Here is an 18,274-nt window from a genome sequence, read left to right on the forward strand (position 1 = left end):
CTAGAGTCCGATGACATCAAGCTGACCCATATCCTGCGTTAACGAGGTAGTTGCGGCATTCTGCGGCGGAGAAGGCATCGAGAAGCGTGCCGACGCGTCTCCATGTTGCCTCGTGGGATCGCTCGGCGGCCTTGCGCATGAGGTGCTTGAGCTTGGCGAAGACCTGCTCGATCGGGTTCAGGTCCGGGCTGTAGGGCGGCAGGAACAGCAGCTTGGCACCGACCGTACGGATAGCGTTGCGGATGGCGGGTCTCTTGTGGCTGGAGAGGTTATCCATGATGACGACATCGCCGGGCGACAGCGTCGGCACGAGGCACTGCTCGATATAGTCGGTGAAGCTTTGCGCGTTGACCGGCTGGTCCAGCACGCACGGCGCGTCGATCCGGTCACAGCGCAGCGCGGCCAGGAACGTCATCGTGCGCCAGTGGCCGTAGGGCACCTTGGCATGGAGCCGCTGGCCGACCGGTGCCCAACCGCGCAAGGGGGCCATGTTCGTCTTCACCCACGTCTCATCGATGAAGACGAGACGCGCCGGATCAAGCCGGCCCTGGTATTTCTTCCACTGCGCCCGACGCCGGGCGATCGCGGGGCGGAGCTGTTCGGCGGGCAGTACGCTTTTTTTTGAAGCTCAGCCCCTCGACATGGGCGAACCGCCAGACCTGAACATAGTCGACCTTCACGCCGCGCCCCCCCAACTCCGCTACCAGTCCACGCAAGGTGAAGTCGCGCGTCATCCGCTCCAGCAGCCAGTCACGTGTCGCGCCGGACAGGATCTTGGATCGGCGACCACCCATCCGGCTCGGCGCGGCGCTGCCCGTATCGCGAAAGCGCCGCACCCATTTGATCGCCGAACTCGGYGCCACCCCGAAGCGTGAAGCGGCCGCGTGACACGACATGCCATCGGCGGTTACCGCCCTGACCACCCGTTCCCGCAGGTCCATCGAATATGGCTTTGCCATGCTGGCTGGCCTCCCTCGCCAGCCACCACATTGAATCAGATCGCCAGCCCAATGGGAATCCGCAGCGATTCAGATCCACGTCATCACGCTCTAGGCCATGCTGGCTGGCCTCCCTCGCCAGCCACCACATTGAATCAGATCGCCAGCCCAATGGGAATCCGCAGCGATTCAGATCCACGTCATCACGCTCTAACGTCCGAACCACGAACCCTCCCTCGCCGGTCGCCCGGCGCGGACGCCGAAACGCTATTGTGTCAACTTCCGCGTCCGCCACGGCGTCCAACCCGCTATAATCATTAGATTCTGGTAAGTTTCCCCAACGAACGTACCGTAACCTTCGTCAACTTCCGCAACGTCACCCGCAGCGCAGCCGCGTCACGACGCCCTTGTCGTCGACATGAATGTTCAGCCGGTCGGGCCGGAAGTCCATCGTGACCATTGCCCCCGGCCGGATCACCCGGACCGCCCGCGCGCCGGACCGCTTGCGCGCATCGTCTTCCATCGTTGCCGTCACCGCCTTGCCGACCAGATCGTCGATCGAACCGATCCGGCAATCGTCGATCTGTCCGACCATTCCGGTTCCGGACGGACGCCCGCCCATTGCGGGCGGCGGCGTCGCCCCCGGCGGCGGGGTCCGGGGTTGCGGTTCGGTACACCCGGCCACCGCCATCGCCATCAGTGCCAACTGCTTCATTCCACTACCTCCGCCCGGGTCATCTTCAATCGTCCACCCAATACGGTGAACCCAAGCTGACCCTCGACCAGCGCCAGGGCGTCGCGGCCGAACTGTTCGAACCGCCAGCCGGTCAGGATCGACAGACCCTCGCGCTGCCCGGCGGCCAATGCCTCCAGATCGTCCGACCGCGCCAGCAGCCGCGACGCGACCTTGATCTCGTTCGCCCGAATCTTCAGCAGCAGTTTCAACAGGTCGGCGACCAGCGCGCCTTCCTTGCCCAATGCCGGCTTGCGTTCGTCGCGGCCCGGCATCTCGTCGGCGGGCAGCGGCTTGGCTTCGGCCAGCGCGGTCATCATCCGCGCGCCGATATCGTTGTGCGCCCATGCCGCCGACAACCCGCGCACCTTGGCGAGATCGGCCTGTTTGCGCGGCGGATTGCCCGCCAGATCGGCGATCGTCTCGTCCTTGACGATCCGCCCGCGCGGCAAATCCTTGCCCTGCGCCTCCAGCTCGCGCCATTTGCCCAGCGCCTTCAACCGCCCCAGCACGTCGGGCTTGCGGCTGTTGACGCGAACGCGCTGCCACACCGTTTCCGGATCGTTGAAATAATTGGACGGATCGCCGATCCGCTCCATTTCTTCATCCAGCCATAATCCGCGCCCGGTCTTGCGCAGCTTGCCCAGCATCTTGGGAAAAATGACCGACAGATGCGTCACGTCGGCGATCGCATAATCGATCTGCCGATCGTCAAGCGGCCGCCGCGACCAGTCGGTGAAGCGCGCCCCCTTGTCGACCGTGATCCCCAGATAGGCATCGACCAGATTGGAATAGCCGACCTGCTCCCCCTGACCCAGCGCCATCGCCGCCACCTGCGTGTCGAACATGGGGAAGGGGGTCTTGCCGGTCAGGTTATAGACGATCTCGATATCCTGCCCACCGGCATGGAAGACCTTCAGCACGTCGTCATTATCGGTCAACAGGTTGAGCAGGGGGGTCAGGTCGATCCCCGGTGCCATCGGGTCGATCGCGGCGGCTTCCTCGGTATTGGCGATCTGGATCAGGCAGAGTTCGGGCCAATAGCTGTTCTCGCGCATGAATTCGGTGTCGACGGCAACGAAGTCGGACGTGGCGAGGCGGGTACAGAGGGCAGCGAGCGTCGCGCTGTCCGCGATCAACGGATGGATATGCATCGCGTCCGCATAGCAAGGGCCGCGCGCCTTGACAAAAGGGGGTGGGAGAGGGAAGCGCCCCACGTTCAGAAATCACTATTTTAGTGAAACACCGCCAAAGGTCTTACCGATGCACGCCTATCGCACTCATAACTGCGGCCAGTTGACCGACGCGAACGATGGCGAGACCGTCCGCCTGTCGGGCTGGGTGCATCGCAAGCGCGACCATGGCGGCGTGTTGTTCATCGACCTTCGCGACCATTACGGCATTACCCAGATCGTCGCGGACAGCGATTCGCCGGCGCTCGCGCTGCTCGAATCGGCGCGGACCGAGTCGGTCCTGACGATCGACGGCAACGTAAAGCTGCGCAGCGAGGCGACGAAGAACCCCAACCTCGCCACCGGCGCGATCGAAATCTACGCGCGCGCCGCGACGCTCCAGTCGGCGGCGCAGGAACTGCCGATGCCGGTCGCGGGCGAAGCCGAATATCCCGAAGACATCCGTCTGCGCTATCGCTTCCTCGACCTGCGTCGTGAACGGCTGCACGCGAACATCCTGCTGCGCTCGAACGTCATCGCGTCGCTGCGCCGCCGGATGATCGATCAGGGCTTCACCGAATTCCAGACCCCGATCCTTACCGCATCGTCGCCGGAAGGGGCACGCGATTATCTGGTCCCCAGCCGGGTCCATCCAGGCAAATTCTATGCGTTGCCGCAGGCGCCGCAGATGTTCAAGCAGCTGCTGATGGTCGCCGGTTTCGACCGGTATTTTCAGATCGCGCCATGCTTCCGCGACGAAGACGCGCGCGCCGACCGTAGCCCGGGCGAATTCTACCAGCTCGATTTCGAGATGAGCTTCGTCACGCAGGAAGACGTGTTCGCTGCGATCGAACCCGTACTGCACGGCGTGTTCGAGGAATATGCAAACTGGCAGGGCAAGGGCCGCACGGTCAGCCCGCTGCCGTTCCAGCGCATCCCCTACCGCGAATCGATGCTGAAATACGGCAACGACAAGCCCGACCTGCGCAACCCGCTGATCATCACCGACGTGTCCGAACTGTTCGTCGGTTCGGGCTTCGGCCGTTTCGCCTCGATCGTCGAGGCAGGCGACGTGGTTCGCGCCGTGCCGGCCCCCAAGACCGCCGACAAGAGCCGCAAATTCTTCGACGACATGAACGCGTGGGCGCAATCGGAAGGGTTTGCCGGTCTCGGCTATGCCACCCGCAAGGGCGGCGAATGGGGCGGCCCGATCGCCAAGAACCATGGCGAGGAAGGCATGGCCAAGATCGCCGAAGCGCTCGGCCTCGGTCCCGATGACGGCGTGTTCTTCGCCGCCGGCAAGGAAGCGCAGGCCGCCAAGCTCGCCGGCCTCGCGCGAACCCGCGTTGCCGAAACGCTCGGCCTGATCGACGACAAGCGGTTCGAATTCTGCTGGATTGTCGATTTCCCGATGTTCGAATATGACGAGGACGCGAAGAAGGTCGATTTCAGCCACAACCCCTTCTCGATGCCGCAGGGCGAGATGGAAGCGCTGGAGACGATGAACCCGCTCGACATCCTCGCCTATCAGTACGACATCGTCTGCAACGGCGTGGAGCTGTCGTCGGGCGCGATCCGGAACCATCGTCCCGAAATCATGTACAAGGCGTTCGAAATCGCCGGCTACAGCCAGGAAGACGTCGACACGAACTTCGCGGGGATGATCAACGCGTTCAAGTTCGGCGCACCGCCGCACGGGGGCTCGGCACCGGGTGTCGACCGGATCGTCATGCTGCTGGCGGACGAGCCGAATATTCGCGAGGTCATCACCTTCCCGATGACGCAGAAGGCGGAAGATCTGATGATGGGTGCGCCGAACTATGCGACGCCCAAGCAGCTTCGCGAACTCAATATCCGCGTGACCGTCGACGGTCCGAAGGAAGGGTAAGAAGAGTTGTGGGGCGGGGGAGTATTCCCGCCCCGCGTCCTGTTCACGCGTTTTCGAACGTATCGCCCTCGAGCACGCGCAGGCGCCCGTCCTCGATTGCGAAGACCGCGCCGTGCAGCTTGAGCGTGCCGGCCTCGACCCGTTCCTTGACGAACGGGAAGGTCATCAGGTTGTTGAGCGAGACTTTCACGCCTTCCTGCTCAAGTGCCTTCTGACCCTCTGGACCGGTGCCATGCTCGGCCACGACCTTTTCGCGTGCGCCGTCGAGCAGGTCGATCCAGTGGGCGACGAAGCCGCCTTCGCCCGGCTTGGTATTCGCCAGCGCCTGCGTCAGGCAGGCGTTGACGCCGCCGCACGCACCATGGCCAAGGACGAGGACTTCCTCGACCTCCAGCTTCGTCACCGCAAATTCCAGCGCCGCCGACACGCCGTGCCGCCCGCCATCATCCTCGAACGGCGGCACGAGATTGGCGACGTTGCGCACCACGAAGATTTCGCCCGGACGTGCGCCGAAAATGGTCGCCGGATCGACGCGGCTGTCGGAACAGGCGATCACCATCACCTTGGGGCTCTGGCCACTGGCCAGTTCGCTCCAGCGTTCGCGTTCCTGCTGCCATTCGGTGCCGCGGAAGCGATAATAGCCCTCTTTGAGGTCGCTGAAGTGCATCAATGATTCTCCGTCATAAGGTATAAACCTTCCCTCGTTCGGTAGACGCACGGCGCGCGCGAACGTTGCAGGCGGTTGTTCGTTTCGCCGTGTATCGCTATCTGACACGCATGAACGAGATGACGCCGCTGCCCCGCCCCGAGCGGATCCGCAAGCCCGACTGGATTCGGGTCAAGGCACCGACCGGCAAGGTGGTGCAGGAAACCCGCGCGCTGATGCGCTCGAAAAGCCTGACGACGGTTTGCGAGGAGGCGGCCTGTCCGAATATCGGCGAATGCTGGTCGAAGAAGCATGCGACCGTCATGATCCTCGGCGACACCTGCACCCGCGCCTGCGCGTTCTGCAACGTGAAGACCGGCATGCCGCGCGCGGTCGATCCGATGGAGCCGCAGCATGTCGCCGAAGCGGCGGCGGCGATGGGACTAAACCATATCGTCATCACCTCGGTCGATCGCGACGACCTGCCCGATGGCGGTGCCAAGCAGTTCGTGAAGGTGATCGAGGCGATCCGCGCCGCGAACCCGACCACGACGATCGAAATCCTGACCCCCGATTTCCGCAACAAGCATGAGGCGGCGGTCGAGATGATCGTGGCGGCGCGGCCGGACGTCTACAATCACAATCTGGAAACCGTCCCGCGTCTCTATCCGACGATCCGTCCCGGTGCGCGTTATTACGCCTCGCTGCGGCTGCTGGAGAGCGTCAAAAAGCTCGACCCGTCGATCTTCACGAAATCGGGTATCATGCTCGGCTTGGGCGAAGAACGGCTGGAAGTGCATCAGGTGATGGACGACATGCGATCGGCCGACATCGATTTCCTGACCATGGGCCAGTATCTGCAACCGACGCCCCGCCATGCGAAAGTCATCGACTTCGTGACCCCCAAGGCGTTCGACGGGTTTGCGGCGATCGCGCGGGCCAAGGGCTTCCTGCTGGTGGCGTCGTCGCCGCTCACCCGGTCGAGCTACCATGCCGGTGACGATTTCGAACGGATGCGGGCGAACCGGGATGCCAAGCTGGGCGTTGTCCGCGGCTGATGCCAAAGCATAGCGAAACCCGCCATCTGCCCTATTCCCCCGAGCAGATGTTCGATCTGGTCGGCGACGTCGCGCGCTATGGCGAGTTCCTGCCATGGGTCAGCGCGATCCGGGTCCGGTCGAGCAGCGATACCGAAATGGTCGCCGACATGATCGTCGGCTTTAAGGGGCTGCGGGAAAGCTTCACGTCGAAGGTGCAGAAGGAACGCCCCGACCATATCCGCGTCGATTATCTCGACGGGCCGCTCAAATATCTGAACAACGACTGGCGCTTCCGCCCCGATGGCCAGGGCGGCTGCTACGTCGATTTCGGCGTCGATTTTCAGTTCAAGAGCCGCATGTTCGAGATGCTGGCCGGACAGGTGTTCGACCGGGCGCTCCGCAAGATGATCGGCGCGTTCGAGGATCGCGCCGCCGATCTTTACGGCGATTCGGGCACCGGTTCCTCGGGCGCGACGTCGGGCGGCAGCAGCAGTTCGAGCGCACATAGCGCCGCCTGAAGGCGGACCCCGCCACGCCCCAGATCGCCGAACTGGCGCAGGTCGGCAACGATCTTCGCCGGATCGCCGCCCTTTTCCGCGCGCGCGAACACGACCGTGCCGACCGGCTTCTTTTCGGTACCGCCACCCGGACCGGCGACGCCGGTGATCGCCACCGCGACATCGGCCTGCGTTACCTCCAGCGCACCTTGCGCCATGCTCCACGCGGTCGCGATCGATACCGCACCGAACGTTTCGAGCACGTCGGAACTGACCTTTACCAGATCGACCTTGGCATCGTTCGAATAGGTGACGAAGCCCGCGCCGAACACCTCCGAACAGCCCGGAATTTCGGTGATCGCCGCCGAAACCAGCCCGCCGGTGCAGCTTTCGGCCAGCGTGATGCGCCGTCCCGCGGCACGGTTCGTCTCGACGACCCGGCGCGCAGCCGCGATCAATTCGGGGGGCAAGATACTATCCATCACATCAATTCCGGGCGCGTTGTCCGCAGAGCGGCAGACGCATTTGGGGTTGGGGCCGGTCGGCATCAATCTGTGCGAACAACACGACCAGACCGGCGACGTTGCGCGGTGGCAATGGCTGCACCAGGTTCGCGGCACGCTCGATCCGCGGACAATCGGCGGGATCGATATTGCCGACGACCATCGGCGCGATCAGCGATGCGACCAGCGGCGCGGCAAAGGACGAATCGAGCAACTGGATCGCCTGCGGCGCGGTCAGCCGCGCGAGGGCCGCCTTTGCCTGCGGCCATGCGGCATCGGTTTCGGCCTCGTAGCGGGCAAGGAACGGCCCGCTGGTCCGCCGGAGCAAGGCGGTGGCGGGCAGGGCATTGGCACAGCGCGCGCCCGCCTGTCGGATCAGTTCGGGCGCGACGAACAGCACCAGCGCCTCGGCTTCCGCCGGCGTGACGCATGACGGCGGGGTCTGTGCGGATGCCGAACCGCAGGCGATCAGGGCGAGCAAGGCGGCAAAGCGCTTCATGCCGGCACTCGGATCGTCGCGATCGCCTGTGCGGCGATCCCTTCCTGTCGCCCGGTGAAGCCCAGTCGCTCGCTGGTCGTCGCCTTGATGCTGACCTGCCGTTCCTCGACTGTTAGAATCTCTGCGATCCGGCTGCGCATCGCGGCGCGGTGCGGCCCGATCTTGGGCGCTTCGCAGATCAACGTCAGGTCGACGAAATCGATGACCCCGCCCTCGGCACGGACGAGCTTGGCAGCGTGCGCCAGAAACTGTCCCGATTCGGCACCGCGCCATTGCGGATCGCTCGGCGGAAAATGCGTTCCGATATCGCCGGCACCGATCGTGCCGAGCAGGGCGTCGGTAATGGCGTGCAGCGCGACATCGGCATCGCTATGTCCCGACAGACCGCGGTCATGCGGGATCAGCACCCCGCCCAGCCACAATTCCTCCCCGGTTTCGAGGCGATGGACGTCGTAACCGGTGGCGCTGCGCGACACGAGCGCGGGCAAGGCGCGCGCCTCGGCCAGCGCGAAATCGGTCGGATAGGTGATCTTGTCGAGCATAGCGTCCCCTTCGACCATTGCCACGTCCAGCCCGATCGCGCGCAGCATCTGCGCATCGTCGGTCGCCTCGGCATCCGGGTCCCACGCGGCATGGGCATCGCGAATTGCCGCTAGCGCGAACGCCTGCGGCGTCTGCACCCGCACCAGCGTCGCCCGTGGCACGATATCGCCCAATGCCGCGCCCCCTTGCGCGAGCGTATCGGCAACGGGGAGTACGGGCACCACGCCCGCGGCGTGGTCGAGCGCGGCGAGCAAGCGGTCGATCGTGTCGGTCGGGACGAATGGCCGTGCTGCGTCATGGATCAAAATGCGTGCGGCATCGGCGACGAGGGCAAGGCCGGCGGCGACGCTTTCGCGCCGCGTCGCGCCGCCGACGACATACTCCACGTCGCCGATGGCAGCGCGCAGGGCGTCGGCTTGTCCATCCCCGATTACGACGACGACCCGGTCGATGCCGGGATGCGACGACAGCGCGGCATAGGCGTGCGCGACCATCGGCCGTCCGGCAATGGTCGCGAATTGCTTCGGGGTGGCGCTGCCCGATCGCGTGCCGTTACCGGCGGCGACGATCAGCGCGACTGTTGGTCCGGTCTGCATGGCCGATCGCCTAGCGCAAGGCGCGTGCGCCCGCCAGCCTTGCCCTGCGCAGCGGGTTGCGCTAGGGCGTGCCTGATTTTCAGGCATAATTGATGACCATAGTTCCCATCCGTATCGGCGATGTCGTCATCGACACGCCCGTAATCCTCGCGCCGATGACCGGCGTCACCGACCTGCCGTTCCGCAAGATGGTGCGGCGGCACGGATCGGGGCTGAACGTTACCGAAATGATCGCCAGCCAGGCCGCGATCCGCGAAACCCGTCAGTCGATTCAGAAAGCGATGTGGGATCCGGTCGAGGAACCGGTGTCGATGCAGCTGGTCGGCTGCACACCTATCGAAATGGGCGAAGCCGCGAAGCTGGCCGAGGACAAGGGCGCAGCGATCGTCGACATCAACATGGGCTGTCCGGTGCGCAAGGTGACGAACGGCGATGCCGGATCGGCGCTGATGCGCGATCTGCCGCTCGCCGCCGAGCTCATCGCGGCGGTGGTGAAGGCGGTGGACGTGCCGGTCACCGTGAAGATGCGGATGGGCTGGGACCATGCCAGCCTCAACGCTCCCGAACTGGCGCATATCGCCGAGGATCTGGGGGCACAGATGGTGACCGTTCATGGCCGCACCCGCAACCAGATGTACCGCGACCATGCCGACTGGGGGTTCGTCCGCCGGGTGAAGGACGCCGTGAAGGTGCCGGTGATCGTCAACGGCGATATCTGCTCGGTCGACGATGCCCGGACCGCGCTGGACCAGTCGGGTGCCGATGGCGTGATGATCGGTCGCGGTGCCTATGGGCGCCCGTGGCTGCTGGCGCAGGTCATGCAGGCCCTGTCGGGCGAGCATGTTCGGGACGATCCATCGGTCGAGGAACAATATCGCCTGATCCTAGAGCATTATCACATGATGCTCGACCATTATGGCACCGAAACCGGCGTCAACATGATGCGCAAGCATATCGGTTGGTACACCAAGGGGCTGCACGGCTCCGCCGATTTCCGGAACAAGGTCAATCAGGAAGCGAGCGCCAAGACGGTGCTGGCGATGCTCGACGACTTCTACGCACCATGGTGCTCGCGCGCCGCAGCGTGACCTCCGCTATGGCGATGCCGGCATTTGCCGACCTGTTCGCAGGGCTTCCGGTCGCCGCGCTGGTGCTCGATGAGGCGGGGTGTATTGCCCATGCCAATGGTGCCGCCGAACTGCTGCTGAACCTGTCGGACCGGGCGATGCGCGGCCTGTCACTCGAACAGATCATCTCGCTGCCACCGGGCTATGCCGAACAGCGCGATGGCCGGGCGTTTGCCAGCTACGACTGCGAATTGCAGTTGAAGCGCGGCGGGCGGCTTCGCCTCGACTTTCACGACAGCCCGGCGGCGCACGGCTCGGCATGGCGGATCGTCATGCTGTACGGCCGGCGCGGTGGCCACACGATGTCGCAGGCCGCCGGCGCGCGGGCCGCGATCGGTGCGGCGGCGATGCTGGGGCATGAGATCAAGAACCCGTTGTCGGGCATTCGCGGTGCCGCGCAGTTGCTGGCGGGTGACGTCGACGATCGCCCCGTCCTGACCGATCTGATCATCGCCGAGGTCGATCGCATCGCCGCGCTGATCGACCGGATGCAGGATTTCACCGACGATCGGCCACGCGAATTGGTGGCACAGAACATCTATCCGGTCCTGGCGCATGCGGTGCAACTCGCGTCGGCCGGGTTCGCCCGCGGGATTACGATCGAGGAGCGGTTTGATCCGTCGTTACCGCCGGTCCGCATCGACCGCGACGCATTTGTTCAGGTCATGGTAAATCTGCTGAAGAACGCGGCAGAAGCGTTGGAAAAAGTGGAGAAACCCCGCATCATTCTCGGCACCGCTTATCGCCACGGGCTGTCGCACGGCATCCATGACGGCAGCCGACGTGCCGTACCGATCGAGCTGACCGTCACCGACAACGGCCCCGGCGCGCCAGCCGACATTGCCGGCCACCTGTTCGAACCCTTCGTCTCGGGCAAGCGCGAGGGGCGGGGGTTCGGCCTGCCGATGGTCGAGAAGCTGGTCGGCGAGATGGGCGGTCTGGTCCGCTATGCCCGTGAAGGATTTCCCGCGATGACCGTGTTTCGCATGCACCTGCCGCGCGCATGACCGGCCCCGCCCGCATCCTCCTGGTCGACGACGACGCCGCGATCCGCACGGTCGTTGCACAGGCGTTGCGGCGGGAGGGGTATGACGTGCACAGCGTCGCGACCCTCGGCCAGTTGCGCGCCGAACTGCGTGGGGGGTTGCCGGGCGTGCTGGTCACCGACGTCGTCCTGCCTGATGGCGACGGCCTCGAAATGGCGGCGTCGCTCGCCACCGAATATCCCGATCTGCCGATCATCGTGCTATCGGCCCGCAACACGCTGACGACTGCCGTCCGGGCAGCGGAGGCGGGGGCGTTCGATTATCTGCCCAAGCCGTTCGATCTCGACACGCTCGCGCTGTCGGTGCGCGGCGCGCTGGCGCGGCGTGCCGGTGTGGTCGAGGAACAGCCGGTTGACGCGCTCGATTCGTCGCTGCCGCTGATCGGTCGTTCGCCGGCGATGCAGGATGTGTACCGCGTGATCGCGCGCGTCGTCGCGACCGACCTGACCGTGCTGGTCACCGGCGAATCGGGTACCGGCAAGGAACTGGTCGCCCGCGCGCTCCACGACCTCGGCCGGCGGCAGCGCGCGCCGTTCATCGCACTGAATATGGCGGCGATCCCGCGTGAACTGATCGAGGCGGAACTGTTCGGCCACGAACGCGGTGCGTTTACCGGCGCGGCGCAGCGTTCGGCGGGCAAGTTCGAGCAGGCCGCCGGTGGCACGCTTTTCCTCGACGAGATCGGCGACATGCCCATGGAGGCGCAGACCCGGCTGCTGCGGGTCCTGCAATCGGGGGAATTTACCAGCGTCGGCGGTGCCCGGCTCATCCGGGCCGATGTCCGCATCGTCGCCGCAACGAACAAGACGTTGGCGGCGCAAGTCCAGTCGGGCCAGTTTCGCGAGGACCTGTTCTACCGCCTCAATGTCGTACCGATCGCGCTGCCGCCGCTGCGTGAACGGCGGCAGGACATTCCGCTCCTGGCGCGCCATTTCCTCGATCAGGCTGCCCGCGAGGGCCTGCCGCGCAAGTCGCTGACGGCCGAGGCGCTGGCACTGCTGGAAGGGCATGACTGGCCCGGCAACGTCCGCGAGCTGGAGAATCTGATGCGTCGCATGGCGGTGCTCGGCCGCGACGCCGCGATCGAGGCGAGCGAGCTACGCGGCGCGCTGGGCGAAGCGGCCGGCCGACCGAGCGCGCTCCCCGATACCGATCTCGACGAAGCGGTGCGCGCCTGGGTCCGCCGCATCGCCCGCGAGGAACCCGCCGCGCTCGACAACGGCACACTCTACGACCGGCTCATCTCCGATGTCGAACGTCCGCTGATCGAAGCGATGCTCGATCGCCACGCCAACAACCAGTTGCGTGCCGCAAAAGCCATGGGATTGAACCGCAACACGCTGCGCAAACGGCTCGACGATCTGGGCATCGATCCGGCGCTGCGGGCCTATCATGCTGACAAGGAACGCTGATCGGTTCGGTTCGCACCCAGGTTGCGATTTGACGTGCGTTGCTGCGGGAATGTTGTAAAACCGCAACATGGGTGCAGCGTTGACGGAACCGGCTCGGGCCTCTTCGATCCCCGCGCGGTGGTTCCCGGCGATCGAGGCCGCGGTCCTGCTCCTTGCGATCGCGGTCGGCATCGGCAGCTATTTCCTGTTCGACGGCAGTCAGGCGGCACGCGGACGACTGCCATCGCCGTCGCTGATGGCGGTGGTCCTGGTCGCCAACCTGATCCCGGCGATGGCGCTGCTCGTGCTGATGGGCCGCCGCATCGCCAAGCGCCGCGCGGCACGGTCGGAGATCGGCGGCACCGGCACGCTGCATGTGCGTCTGGTCGCGCTGTTCTCGATCCTTGCCAGCGTACCGATGCTGCTGGTGACGGTCGTCGCATCGTTCCTGTTTCAGTATGGCGTCGAATTCTGGTCGTCGACACGTGCTCGTGGCATTTTCGAAAATGCGCAGGCGCTTGCCCAATCGTCGTACAACGAATTTCTCGATGGGGTGGACAGCCAGAATATCGCGGTGGCGTCCGACGTCCGGCGAATGTTGCTGAACAACCGCTATTCCATGGAAAGCGACGAATTTCGCCTGTTGTACCAGCAGAGCATGTTCATCCGTTCGCTCAGCGATTCGGTCGTATTCGATATTCCGTCTGACGGACGCCCGCGTTCGCTGGCATCGGCATCGATCTACGAAGGCCCGTTGCGCTGGAGCATCGACCCGAAATCGATCACCGCATTGCGATCGGGGCGCAAAAGCTATGTCAGCGTCCGCGACGGGCAGGTCCAGTCGGTAACCCGCGTGCCCGACACGCCTTATTTCGTTTATTCCGCGCGCGATATCGACTTCGCCAAGCTGCAAGATCGTCTGAACCGCACGCGCGCGATCCTGTCGGACTATGACGCGCTCATCAATCGATCGCGCAGCGTACAGCTCCGCCTGAACATCGCGCTGTTCATCGTCTCGCTTCTAATCGTCGGGCTCGCCGTCTTCGTGGCGCTCGCCGTCGCCGATCGTCTGGTCCGGCCCGTCGGCGCGCTGGTCGGGGCCGCGCGGCGCATCGCCGATGGCGATCTGTCGGCGCGCGTCCCCGAACCAACCCATACCCGGACCAAGGACGAGATCGGCACGCTGGCCAGCGCGTTCAACAGCATGACCGAGCGGTTGCAGGAACAGACCGGTGAACTGGTCGCCGCGAACGCCCAGATCGACAGCCGCCGCGCGCTGATCGAAGCGGTGATGTCGGGCGTCAGCGCGGGCGTGGTATCGGTCGGGTCCGATCGGATCATCCGCCTCGCCAACAGCTCGGCGACCGCATTGCTCAAGACCGGCACGACCCCGCTCGTCGGGCGGCCGCTTGCCGACGTGGCCCCCGAACTCGACCCCTTGCTCGGCAGCGATACGCAGGACGCGATCATCCAGTTGGCCGCCGGCGGCGAGGCCAAGACGTTGGCGGTGCGCATCACCCGCGACGATGGCCAGCACATCCTGACCTTCGACGACATCACCCAGCAACTGCTCGATCAGCGGCGCGCGGCATGGTCCGACGTCGCCCGCCGCATCGCCCATGAAATCAAGAATCCGCTGACCCCGATTCAACTCGCCGCCGAGCGTCTGCAACGCCGTTATGGCAGCAAGCTGCACGAGGATGACGGCACCTTCGCGCGGTTGACCGAAACGATCGTGCGGCAGGTCGGCGACCTGCGGCGTATGGTCGACGAATTCTCGTCGTTCGCGCGGATGCCGAAACCGGTATTCCGTCACGAATCGCTCGCCGAACTGGCGCGGCAAAGCCTGTTCCTGCACGAAGTCGCCCACCCCGATATCGATTTCGTCCTCGAAGCCGCCGGCCCCGCACCGCTGGTCTGCGACCGCCGACAACTGGGGCAGGCGCTAACCAACATCGTCAAGAACGCGACAGAAGCCGTTGCCGCCCGCCCGGAAACGGCCGAACGCGGCCGCATCGAAATCGACGTTCGCTACGACGCGCAGGGGCGGATGCATATCGACACCAGCGACAACGGTATCGGCTTGCCGGTCGAGCGCGACCGTATCGCCGAACCGTACATGACGACGCGCAAGGGCGGCACCGGCCTCGGCCTCGCCATCGTGCGCAAGATCGTCGAGGAACATTTCGGAACCATATCGTTCGCCGACCGTCCCGGAGGAGGGACGATTGTATCGATCATATTCGACCCGTCGGTCCTTGCCGCCCTCGCCGGTACCGGATCGACGGAAGATGATGCCCCACAGGAGGTTATGACGCGCCATCCCATGCTTACCCGGACCGGAACGCCCGCATGAAGCTCGACATTCTCGTCGTCGACGACGAAACCGACATCCGCGAACTGGTCGCCGGCGTCCTTGAGGACGAAGGTTATGACACGCGTGGCGCCGCCGACAGCGATGCCGCGCTGGAGGCGGTCGCACAACGTCGACCGTCGCTGGTCCTGCTCGATGTCTGGCTACAGGGATCACGGCTCGACGGGCTGGAGTTGCTCGACGAACTGAAGGCGCGCGATCCGTCGCTGCCGGTCCTCGTCATCTCGGGCCATGGCAATATCGACACCGCCGTGGCGGCGATCCGCCGTGGTGCGGTCGACTTCATCGAAAAGCCGTTCGAGGCAGAACGGCTGCTGTTTCTGGTCCAGCGCGCGACCGAAACCGAACGGTTGCGCCGGGAAGTGGCGTCGCTGCGGGCGTCGGTCGGTCGTGAAGACGATCTCACCGGCAGTTCGACCGCGATCAACAGCGTCCGTGCGACGCTGAAGCGCGTCGCCGGCACCGGCAGCCGCGTGCTCATCACCGGCGGGGCAGGGGTCGGCAAGGAAGTCGCCGCCCGCCTGCTGCATGGCTGGAGCCAGCGCGCCCGCGCACCGTTCGTGATCGTCAGCGCCGCGCGCATGACCCCGGAACGGGTCGACGAGGAACTGTTCGGCGTGGAGGAGGGCGGCAATCTCGTCCGCCCCGGCCTGCTCGAACAGGCGCATGGCGGTACGTTGTTCCTCGACGAAATCGCCGACATGCCGATCGCGACGCAGGCCCGCATTCTGCGCGTCCTGACCGACCAGAGCTTTACGCGGGTCGGCGGTACGCGGGTGGTGAAGGTCGATGTTCGCGTCGTCTCCGCGACCGCGCGCGATCTTCAGCAGGAGATCGTCGACGGCACGTTCCGCGAGGACCTGTATTACCGGCTCAATGTCGTACCGGTACAGATCCCGTCACTGGCCGAACGGCGCGAGGATATCCCGCCGCTGGTGGAACACTTCGTCGCGCATTACGCCAATGAACGTCGGGTATCGACGCCCGAGGTCGCACCCGATGCGATGATCGCGCTGCAAAGCTATGAATGGCCGGGCAATGTCCGGCAGCTGCGCAACGTCGTCGAGCGTACGGTCATTCTTGCGCCGGGCAATCGTATTGCCCGCATCGATATCGACCTGCTGCCGCCAGAGGTGCTGGGGTCGGCGGGTGATGGGGCAGGGGGTGCGTCGGCCAGCGCGATCATGGGTTCGCCGCTGCGCGAGGCGCGCGAATCGTTCGAACGCGAGTATCTGCGCGTGCAGATTCGGCGTTTTTCGGGCAATATTTCGCGGACCGCGACGTTCATCGGCATGGAACGCTCGGCACTGCATCGCAAACTCAAGCTGCTGGGGATTACCGAGACGCGCGGCGACGAATAGCCGGAAGGTCCCATTGCGGGCATCGGCCAAGCGACCTAGATTATATATCCGTGCCGCTGGGGCACGGCAACCGGGTGCCGGTCAAAGACACTCATGCGGAAAATTCTCCGCCAAAAACAAGGGCAAACCATGGCCGATAGGCACGGGTCGCTTCAGGACCTGTTTCTCAACTCACTCCGCCGGTCGAAGACACCGGTCACGATGTTCCTGGTCAAGGGCGTGAAGCTTCAGGGTATCGTGACGTGGTTCGACAATTTTTCGGTGTTGTTGCGTCGCGACGGACAATCGCAACTGATCTACAAACATGCCATTTCGACGATCATGCCCGCCGGGCCGGCCGACCTGTCGTCGGTGATCGAGGCGGCGGCGGAGCATTCGACGAAGAATGCGCCGCTACAGGAAATCTTCCTGAACGCTGTGCGCAAGGCGCAGGAAAACGTCACCATGTTCCTCGTGAACGGCGTGATGCTGCAGGGACAGATCGCAGCGTTCGACCTGTTCTGCATGCTGCTGCAGCGTGAGGGCATGTCGCAACTGGTATACAAGCACGCCGTTTCGACGATTCAGCCGGCCAATCCGCTGAACCTTGCGGAGGAACAGGCATCGGGAGCGGACGAAGTTTGAGCACTGGTTTCGATCGCGACGCGCAGGAATTCACGCGCGGCGCAGCGGCAATGGTCGTCCTGCCCGATATGGGCGGGTCGGCGCGCGACGCGGATGCCCGGTTGGAGGAAACCGCCGGGCTGGCGTTGGCGATCGGCGTGGACGTCCGCCACCGCGTACCTTTCCGCGTCCGTGCGCCGAAACCGGCGACGTTGCTCGGCAGCGGGCAGGTCGATCAGCTGGCGGCCATCGTCCGGGACGACGACATCCAGTTGGCGGTGTTCGATGCCGCGCTGACGCCGGTGCAGCAGCGCAATCTCGAAACCGCGCTGGCCTGCAAGGTGATCGATCGCACCGGGCTGATCCTCGAAATCTTCGGCGAACGCGCGCGCACCGCCGAAGGGCGGTTGCAGGTCGAACTGGCCCATCTTGATTATCAGGCCGGTCGACTGGTCCGGAGCTGGACCCACCTCGAACGGCAGCGCGGCGGCTTCGGCTTTCTGGGTGGTCCGGGTGAGACCCAGATCGAGGCCGACCGTCGCCTGATCCGCGATCGGATGGCGCGGCTGCGGCGTGAGCTGGAGGGCGTATCGCGGACCCGGACGCTCCATCGCGACCGGCGTCAGCGCGCGCCGTGGCCGGTGGTTGCCTTGGTCGGCTATACCAATGCGGGCAAATCGACGCTGTTCAACCGGCTGACCGGTGCCGACGTCATGGCCGAAAACCTGCTGTTCGCGACGCTGGACCCGACCCTGCGACAGGTGTCGCTGCCGGGTGTCGACAAGGCGATCCTGTCCGATACCGTGGGGTTCGTGTCCGACCTGCCGACGCAATTGGTCGCCGCGTTCAAGGCCACGCTGGAAGAGGTCGTGTCGGCCGACCTGCTGGTTCACGTGCGCGATGTTGCGCATCCCGATACCGAAGCACAGGCCGCCGACGTCGAAGCCGTCCTCGCCGAAATCGGTGTGGATGAAACGACTCCACGAATCGAAGCATGGAACAAGCTCGACCTGTTGAGCGAGGAAGATCGAACCGAACTGCTCGGCGAAGCGGCGCATCGCGACGATGTCGTCGCGCTGTCGGCGCTGACCGGGGAGGGGGTCGATCGTCTCGTTCGGACCGTCGGGGATCGGTTGACGCAGGGGCATCGCCGCTACCGGATCGCGCTGGCCCCGGAGGACGGCGCGAGTGCTGCGTGGCTGCATGCGCATGGCGAGGTTACCGATCACTGGATCGACGAAGGGCGCGCCTTGTACGATGTCCGCATGTCGCCAACCGATTACGATCGGTTCCTGACGCGTTGATTGCAGCCGAGTA

17 protein-coding genes are annotated in these 18,274 nt (G+C 65.0%); 10 read left to right on the top strand and 7 right to left on the bottom strand.

The genetic code is table 11. The features are described from left to right. Positions 1-16: 16 nt before the first annotated feature. The 3 genes from ASE50_RS18300 to rnd all read right to left on the bottom strand — a co-directional run bounded on the left by ASE50_RS18300 (position 17) and on the right by rnd (position 2,825). Positions 17-959, bottom strand: a protein-coding gene (locus tag ASE50_RS18300; RefSeq protein ID WP_414882120.1) for an IS630 family transposase whose coding sequence is annotated in 2 segments (ribosomal slippage) — positions 17-614 and positions 613-959 — 945 coding nt in all. Because the reading frame shifts where the segments join, the coding sequence is not laid out codon by codon here. A gap of 355 nt (positions 960-1,314) precedes the next feature. Continuing rightward, positions 1,315-1,653 carry an I78 family peptidase inhibitor gene (locus ASE50_RS11335; RefSeq protein WP_056400237.1) on the bottom strand — a complete coding sequence of 113 codons (339 nt, stop codon included), beginning with the start codon at positions 1,651-1,653 and terminating at the stop codon, positions 1,315-1,317. Continuing rightward, positions 1,650-2,825: a ribonuclease D gene (gene rnd, locus ASE50_RS11340; protein WP_056400242.1), complete on the bottom strand. Its 1,176-nt coding sequence runs from the start codon at positions 2,823-2,825 to the stop codon at positions 1,650-1,652. The genes ASE50_RS11335 and rnd overlap by 4 nt, the downstream gene beginning before the upstream one ends. Positions 2,826-2,934: 109 nt before the next feature. Here rnd and aspS point away from each other — a divergent pair, with 109 nt between their 5' ends. Continuing rightward, positions 2,935-4,731: an aspartate--tRNA ligase gene (aspS, locus tag ASE50_RS11345; RefSeq protein WP_056400248.1), complete on the top strand. Its 1,797-nt coding sequence runs from the start codon at positions 2,935-2,937 to the stop codon at positions 4,729-4,731. A gap of 43 nt (positions 4,732-4,774) precedes the next feature. Here aspS and ASE50_RS11350 read toward each other — a convergent pair whose 3' ends face one another. After that, the gene (locus ASE50_RS11350; RefSeq protein WP_156347424.1) at positions 4,775-5,401 is read right to left on the bottom strand and encodes a carbonic anhydrase; all 627 of its coding nucleotides are present in this window, start codon (positions 5,399-5,401) and stop codon (positions 4,775-4,777) included. A 107-nt stretch (positions 5,402-5,508) separates the two neighbouring features. Here ASE50_RS11350 and lipA point away from each other — a divergent pair, with 107 nt between their 5' ends. After that, entirely contained in the window at positions 5,509-6,435 is a 927-nt protein-coding gene (gene lipA / locus ASE50_RS11355) for a lipoyl synthase (RefSeq protein ID WP_056004170.1), read from the top strand. Further along, positions 6,435-6,935: a type II toxin-antitoxin system RatA family toxin gene (locus ASE50_RS11360; protein WP_056400254.1), complete on the top strand. Its 501-nt coding sequence runs from the start codon at positions 6,435-6,437 to the stop codon at positions 6,933-6,935. The genes lipA and ASE50_RS11360 overlap by 1 nt, the downstream gene beginning before the upstream one ends. Here ASE50_RS11360 and ASE50_RS11365 read toward each other — a convergent pair. From ASE50_RS11365 to ASE50_RS11375, 3 genes are read right to left on the bottom strand one after another with little or no spacing between them, the layout of a single operon-like run. Next, on the bottom strand, positions 6,857-7,396 hold the full coding sequence (locus ASE50_RS11365; protein ID WP_056400263.1) for a CinA family protein: 540 nt from the start codon (positions 7,394-7,396) through the stop codon (positions 6,857-6,859). The two genes, ASE50_RS11360 and ASE50_RS11365, sit on opposite strands and share 79 nt — an antisense overlap. Positions 7,397-7,400: 4 nt before the next feature. Next, entirely contained in the window at positions 7,401-7,916 is a 516-nt protein-coding gene (locus ASE50_RS11370; RefSeq protein WP_056400265.1) for a hypothetical protein, read from the bottom strand. Then, positions 7,913-9,055 (bottom strand): bifunctional 2-C-methyl-D-erythritol 4-phosphate cytidylyltransferase/2-C-methyl-D-erythritol 2,4-cyclodiphosphate synthase, encoded by a 1,143-nt coding sequence (locus ASE50_RS11375; RefSeq protein WP_056400268.1) that lies wholly within the window; start codon positions 9,053-9,055, stop codon positions 7,913-7,915. The genes ASE50_RS11370 and ASE50_RS11375 overlap by 4 nt, the downstream gene beginning before the upstream one ends. A 92-nt stretch (positions 9,056-9,147) precedes the next feature. Here ASE50_RS11375 and dusB point away from each other — a divergent pair, with 92 nt between their 5' ends. The 7 genes from dusB (at position 9,148) to hflX (ending at position 18,261) form a co-directional block, all read left to right on the top strand. After that, positions 9,148-10,143: a tRNA dihydrouridine synthase DusB gene (dusB, locus tag ASE50_RS11380; RefSeq protein WP_056400270.1), complete on the top strand. Its 996-nt coding sequence runs from the start codon at positions 9,148-9,150 to the stop codon at positions 10,141-10,143. After that, entirely contained in the window at positions 10,119-11,189 is a 1,071-nt protein-coding gene (locus ASE50_RS11385) for a two-component system sensor histidine kinase NtrB (protein WP_056400272.1), read from the top strand. Before dusB ends, ASE50_RS11385 begins: the two co-directional genes overlap by 25 nt. After that, a complete protein-coding gene (gene ntrC / locus ASE50_RS11390; RefSeq protein WP_056400275.1) occupies positions 11,186-12,640 on the top strand; it encodes a nitrogen regulation protein NR(I) in 1,455 nt (484 codons plus the stop codon). The genes ASE50_RS11385 and ntrC overlap by 4 nt, the downstream gene beginning before the upstream one ends. 67 nt (positions 12,641-12,707) lie before the next feature. Then, a complete protein-coding gene (locus tag ASE50_RS11395) occupies positions 12,708-14,975 on the top strand; it encodes a sensor histidine kinase NtrY-like (protein WP_056400278.1) in 2,268 nt (755 codons plus the stop codon). Continuing rightward, on the top strand, positions 14,972-16,354 hold the full coding sequence (locus ASE50_RS11400; protein ID WP_056400281.1) for a sigma-54-dependent transcriptional regulator: 1,383 nt from the start codon (positions 14,972-14,974) through the stop codon (positions 16,352-16,354). Before ASE50_RS11395 ends, ASE50_RS11400 begins: the two co-directional genes overlap by 4 nt. A 93-nt stretch (positions 16,355-16,447) precedes the next feature. Next, positions 16,448-16,978, top strand: coding sequence for an RNA chaperone Hfq (gene hfq / locus ASE50_RS11405; RefSeq protein WP_082438980.1), 531 nt, complete (start codon positions 16,448-16,450; stop codon positions 16,976-16,978). Next, positions 16,975-18,261: a GTPase HflX gene (hflX, locus tag ASE50_RS11410; protein WP_056400284.1), complete on the top strand. Its 1,287-nt coding sequence runs from the start codon at positions 16,975-16,977 to the stop codon at positions 18,259-18,261. Before hfq ends, hflX begins: the two co-directional genes overlap by 4 nt. Positions 18,262-18,274: the final 13 nt, after the last annotated feature.

The sequence above is a fragment of the Sphingomonas sp. Leaf5 genome, from assembly GCF_001421155.1.
Taxonomy (GTDB): Bacteria; Pseudomonadota; Alphaproteobacteria; order Sphingomonadales; family Sphingomonadaceae; genus Sphingomonas.

Bases quoted from the DNA above. Each gene is read 5' to 3' on its own strand.
- ASE50_RS11335 (WP_056400237.1), bottom strand. From the start codon at position 1,653: ATGAAGCAGTTGGCACTGATGGCGATGGCGGTGGCCGGGTGTACCGAA.
- rnd (WP_056400242.1), bottom strand. From the start codon at position 2,825: ATGCATATCCATCCGTTGATCGCGGACAGCGCGACGCTCGCTGCCCTC.
- aspS (WP_056400248.1), top strand. From the start codon at position 2,935: ATGCACGCCTATCGCACTCATAACTGCGGCCAGTTGACCGACGCGAAC.
- lipA (WP_056004170.1), top strand. From the start codon at position 5,509: ATGAACGAGATGACGCCGCTGCCCCGCCCCGAGCGGATCCGCAAGCCC.
- ASE50_RS11360 (WP_056400254.1), top strand. From the start codon at position 6,435: ATGCCAAAGCATAGCGAAACCCGCCATCTGCCCTATTCCCCCGAGCAG.
- ASE50_RS11365 (WP_056400263.1), bottom strand. From the start codon at position 7,396: ATGGATAGTATCTTGCCCCCCGAATTGATCGCGGCTGCGCGCCGGGTC.
- ASE50_RS11370 (WP_056400265.1), bottom strand. From the start codon at position 7,916: ATGAAGCGCTTTGCCGCCTTGCTCGCCCTGATCGCCTGCGGTTCGGCA.
- ASE50_RS11375 (WP_056400268.1), bottom strand. From the start codon at position 9,055: ATGCAGACCGGACCAACAGTCGCGCTGATCGTCGCCGCCGGTAACGGC.
- dusB (WP_056400270.1), top strand. From the start codon at position 9,148: ATGACCATAGTTCCCATCCGTATCGGCGATGTCGTCATCGACACGCCC.
- ASE50_RS11385 (WP_056400272.1), top strand. From the start codon at position 10,119: ATGGTGCTCGCGCGCCGCAGCGTGACCTCCGCTATGGCGATGCCGGCA.
- ntrC (WP_056400275.1), top strand. From the start codon at position 11,186: ATGACCGGCCCCGCCCGCATCCTCCTGGTCGACGACGACGCCGCGATC.
- ASE50_RS11395 (WP_056400278.1), top strand. From the start codon at position 12,708: ATGGGTGCAGCGTTGACGGAACCGGCTCGGGCCTCTTCGATCCCCGCG.
- ASE50_RS11400 (WP_056400281.1), top strand. From the start codon at position 14,972: ATGAAGCTCGACATTCTCGTCGTCGACGACGAAACCGACATCCGCGAA.
- hfq (WP_082438980.1), top strand. From the start codon at position 16,448: ATGCGGAAAATTCTCCGCCAAAAACAAGGGCAAACCATGGCCGATAGG.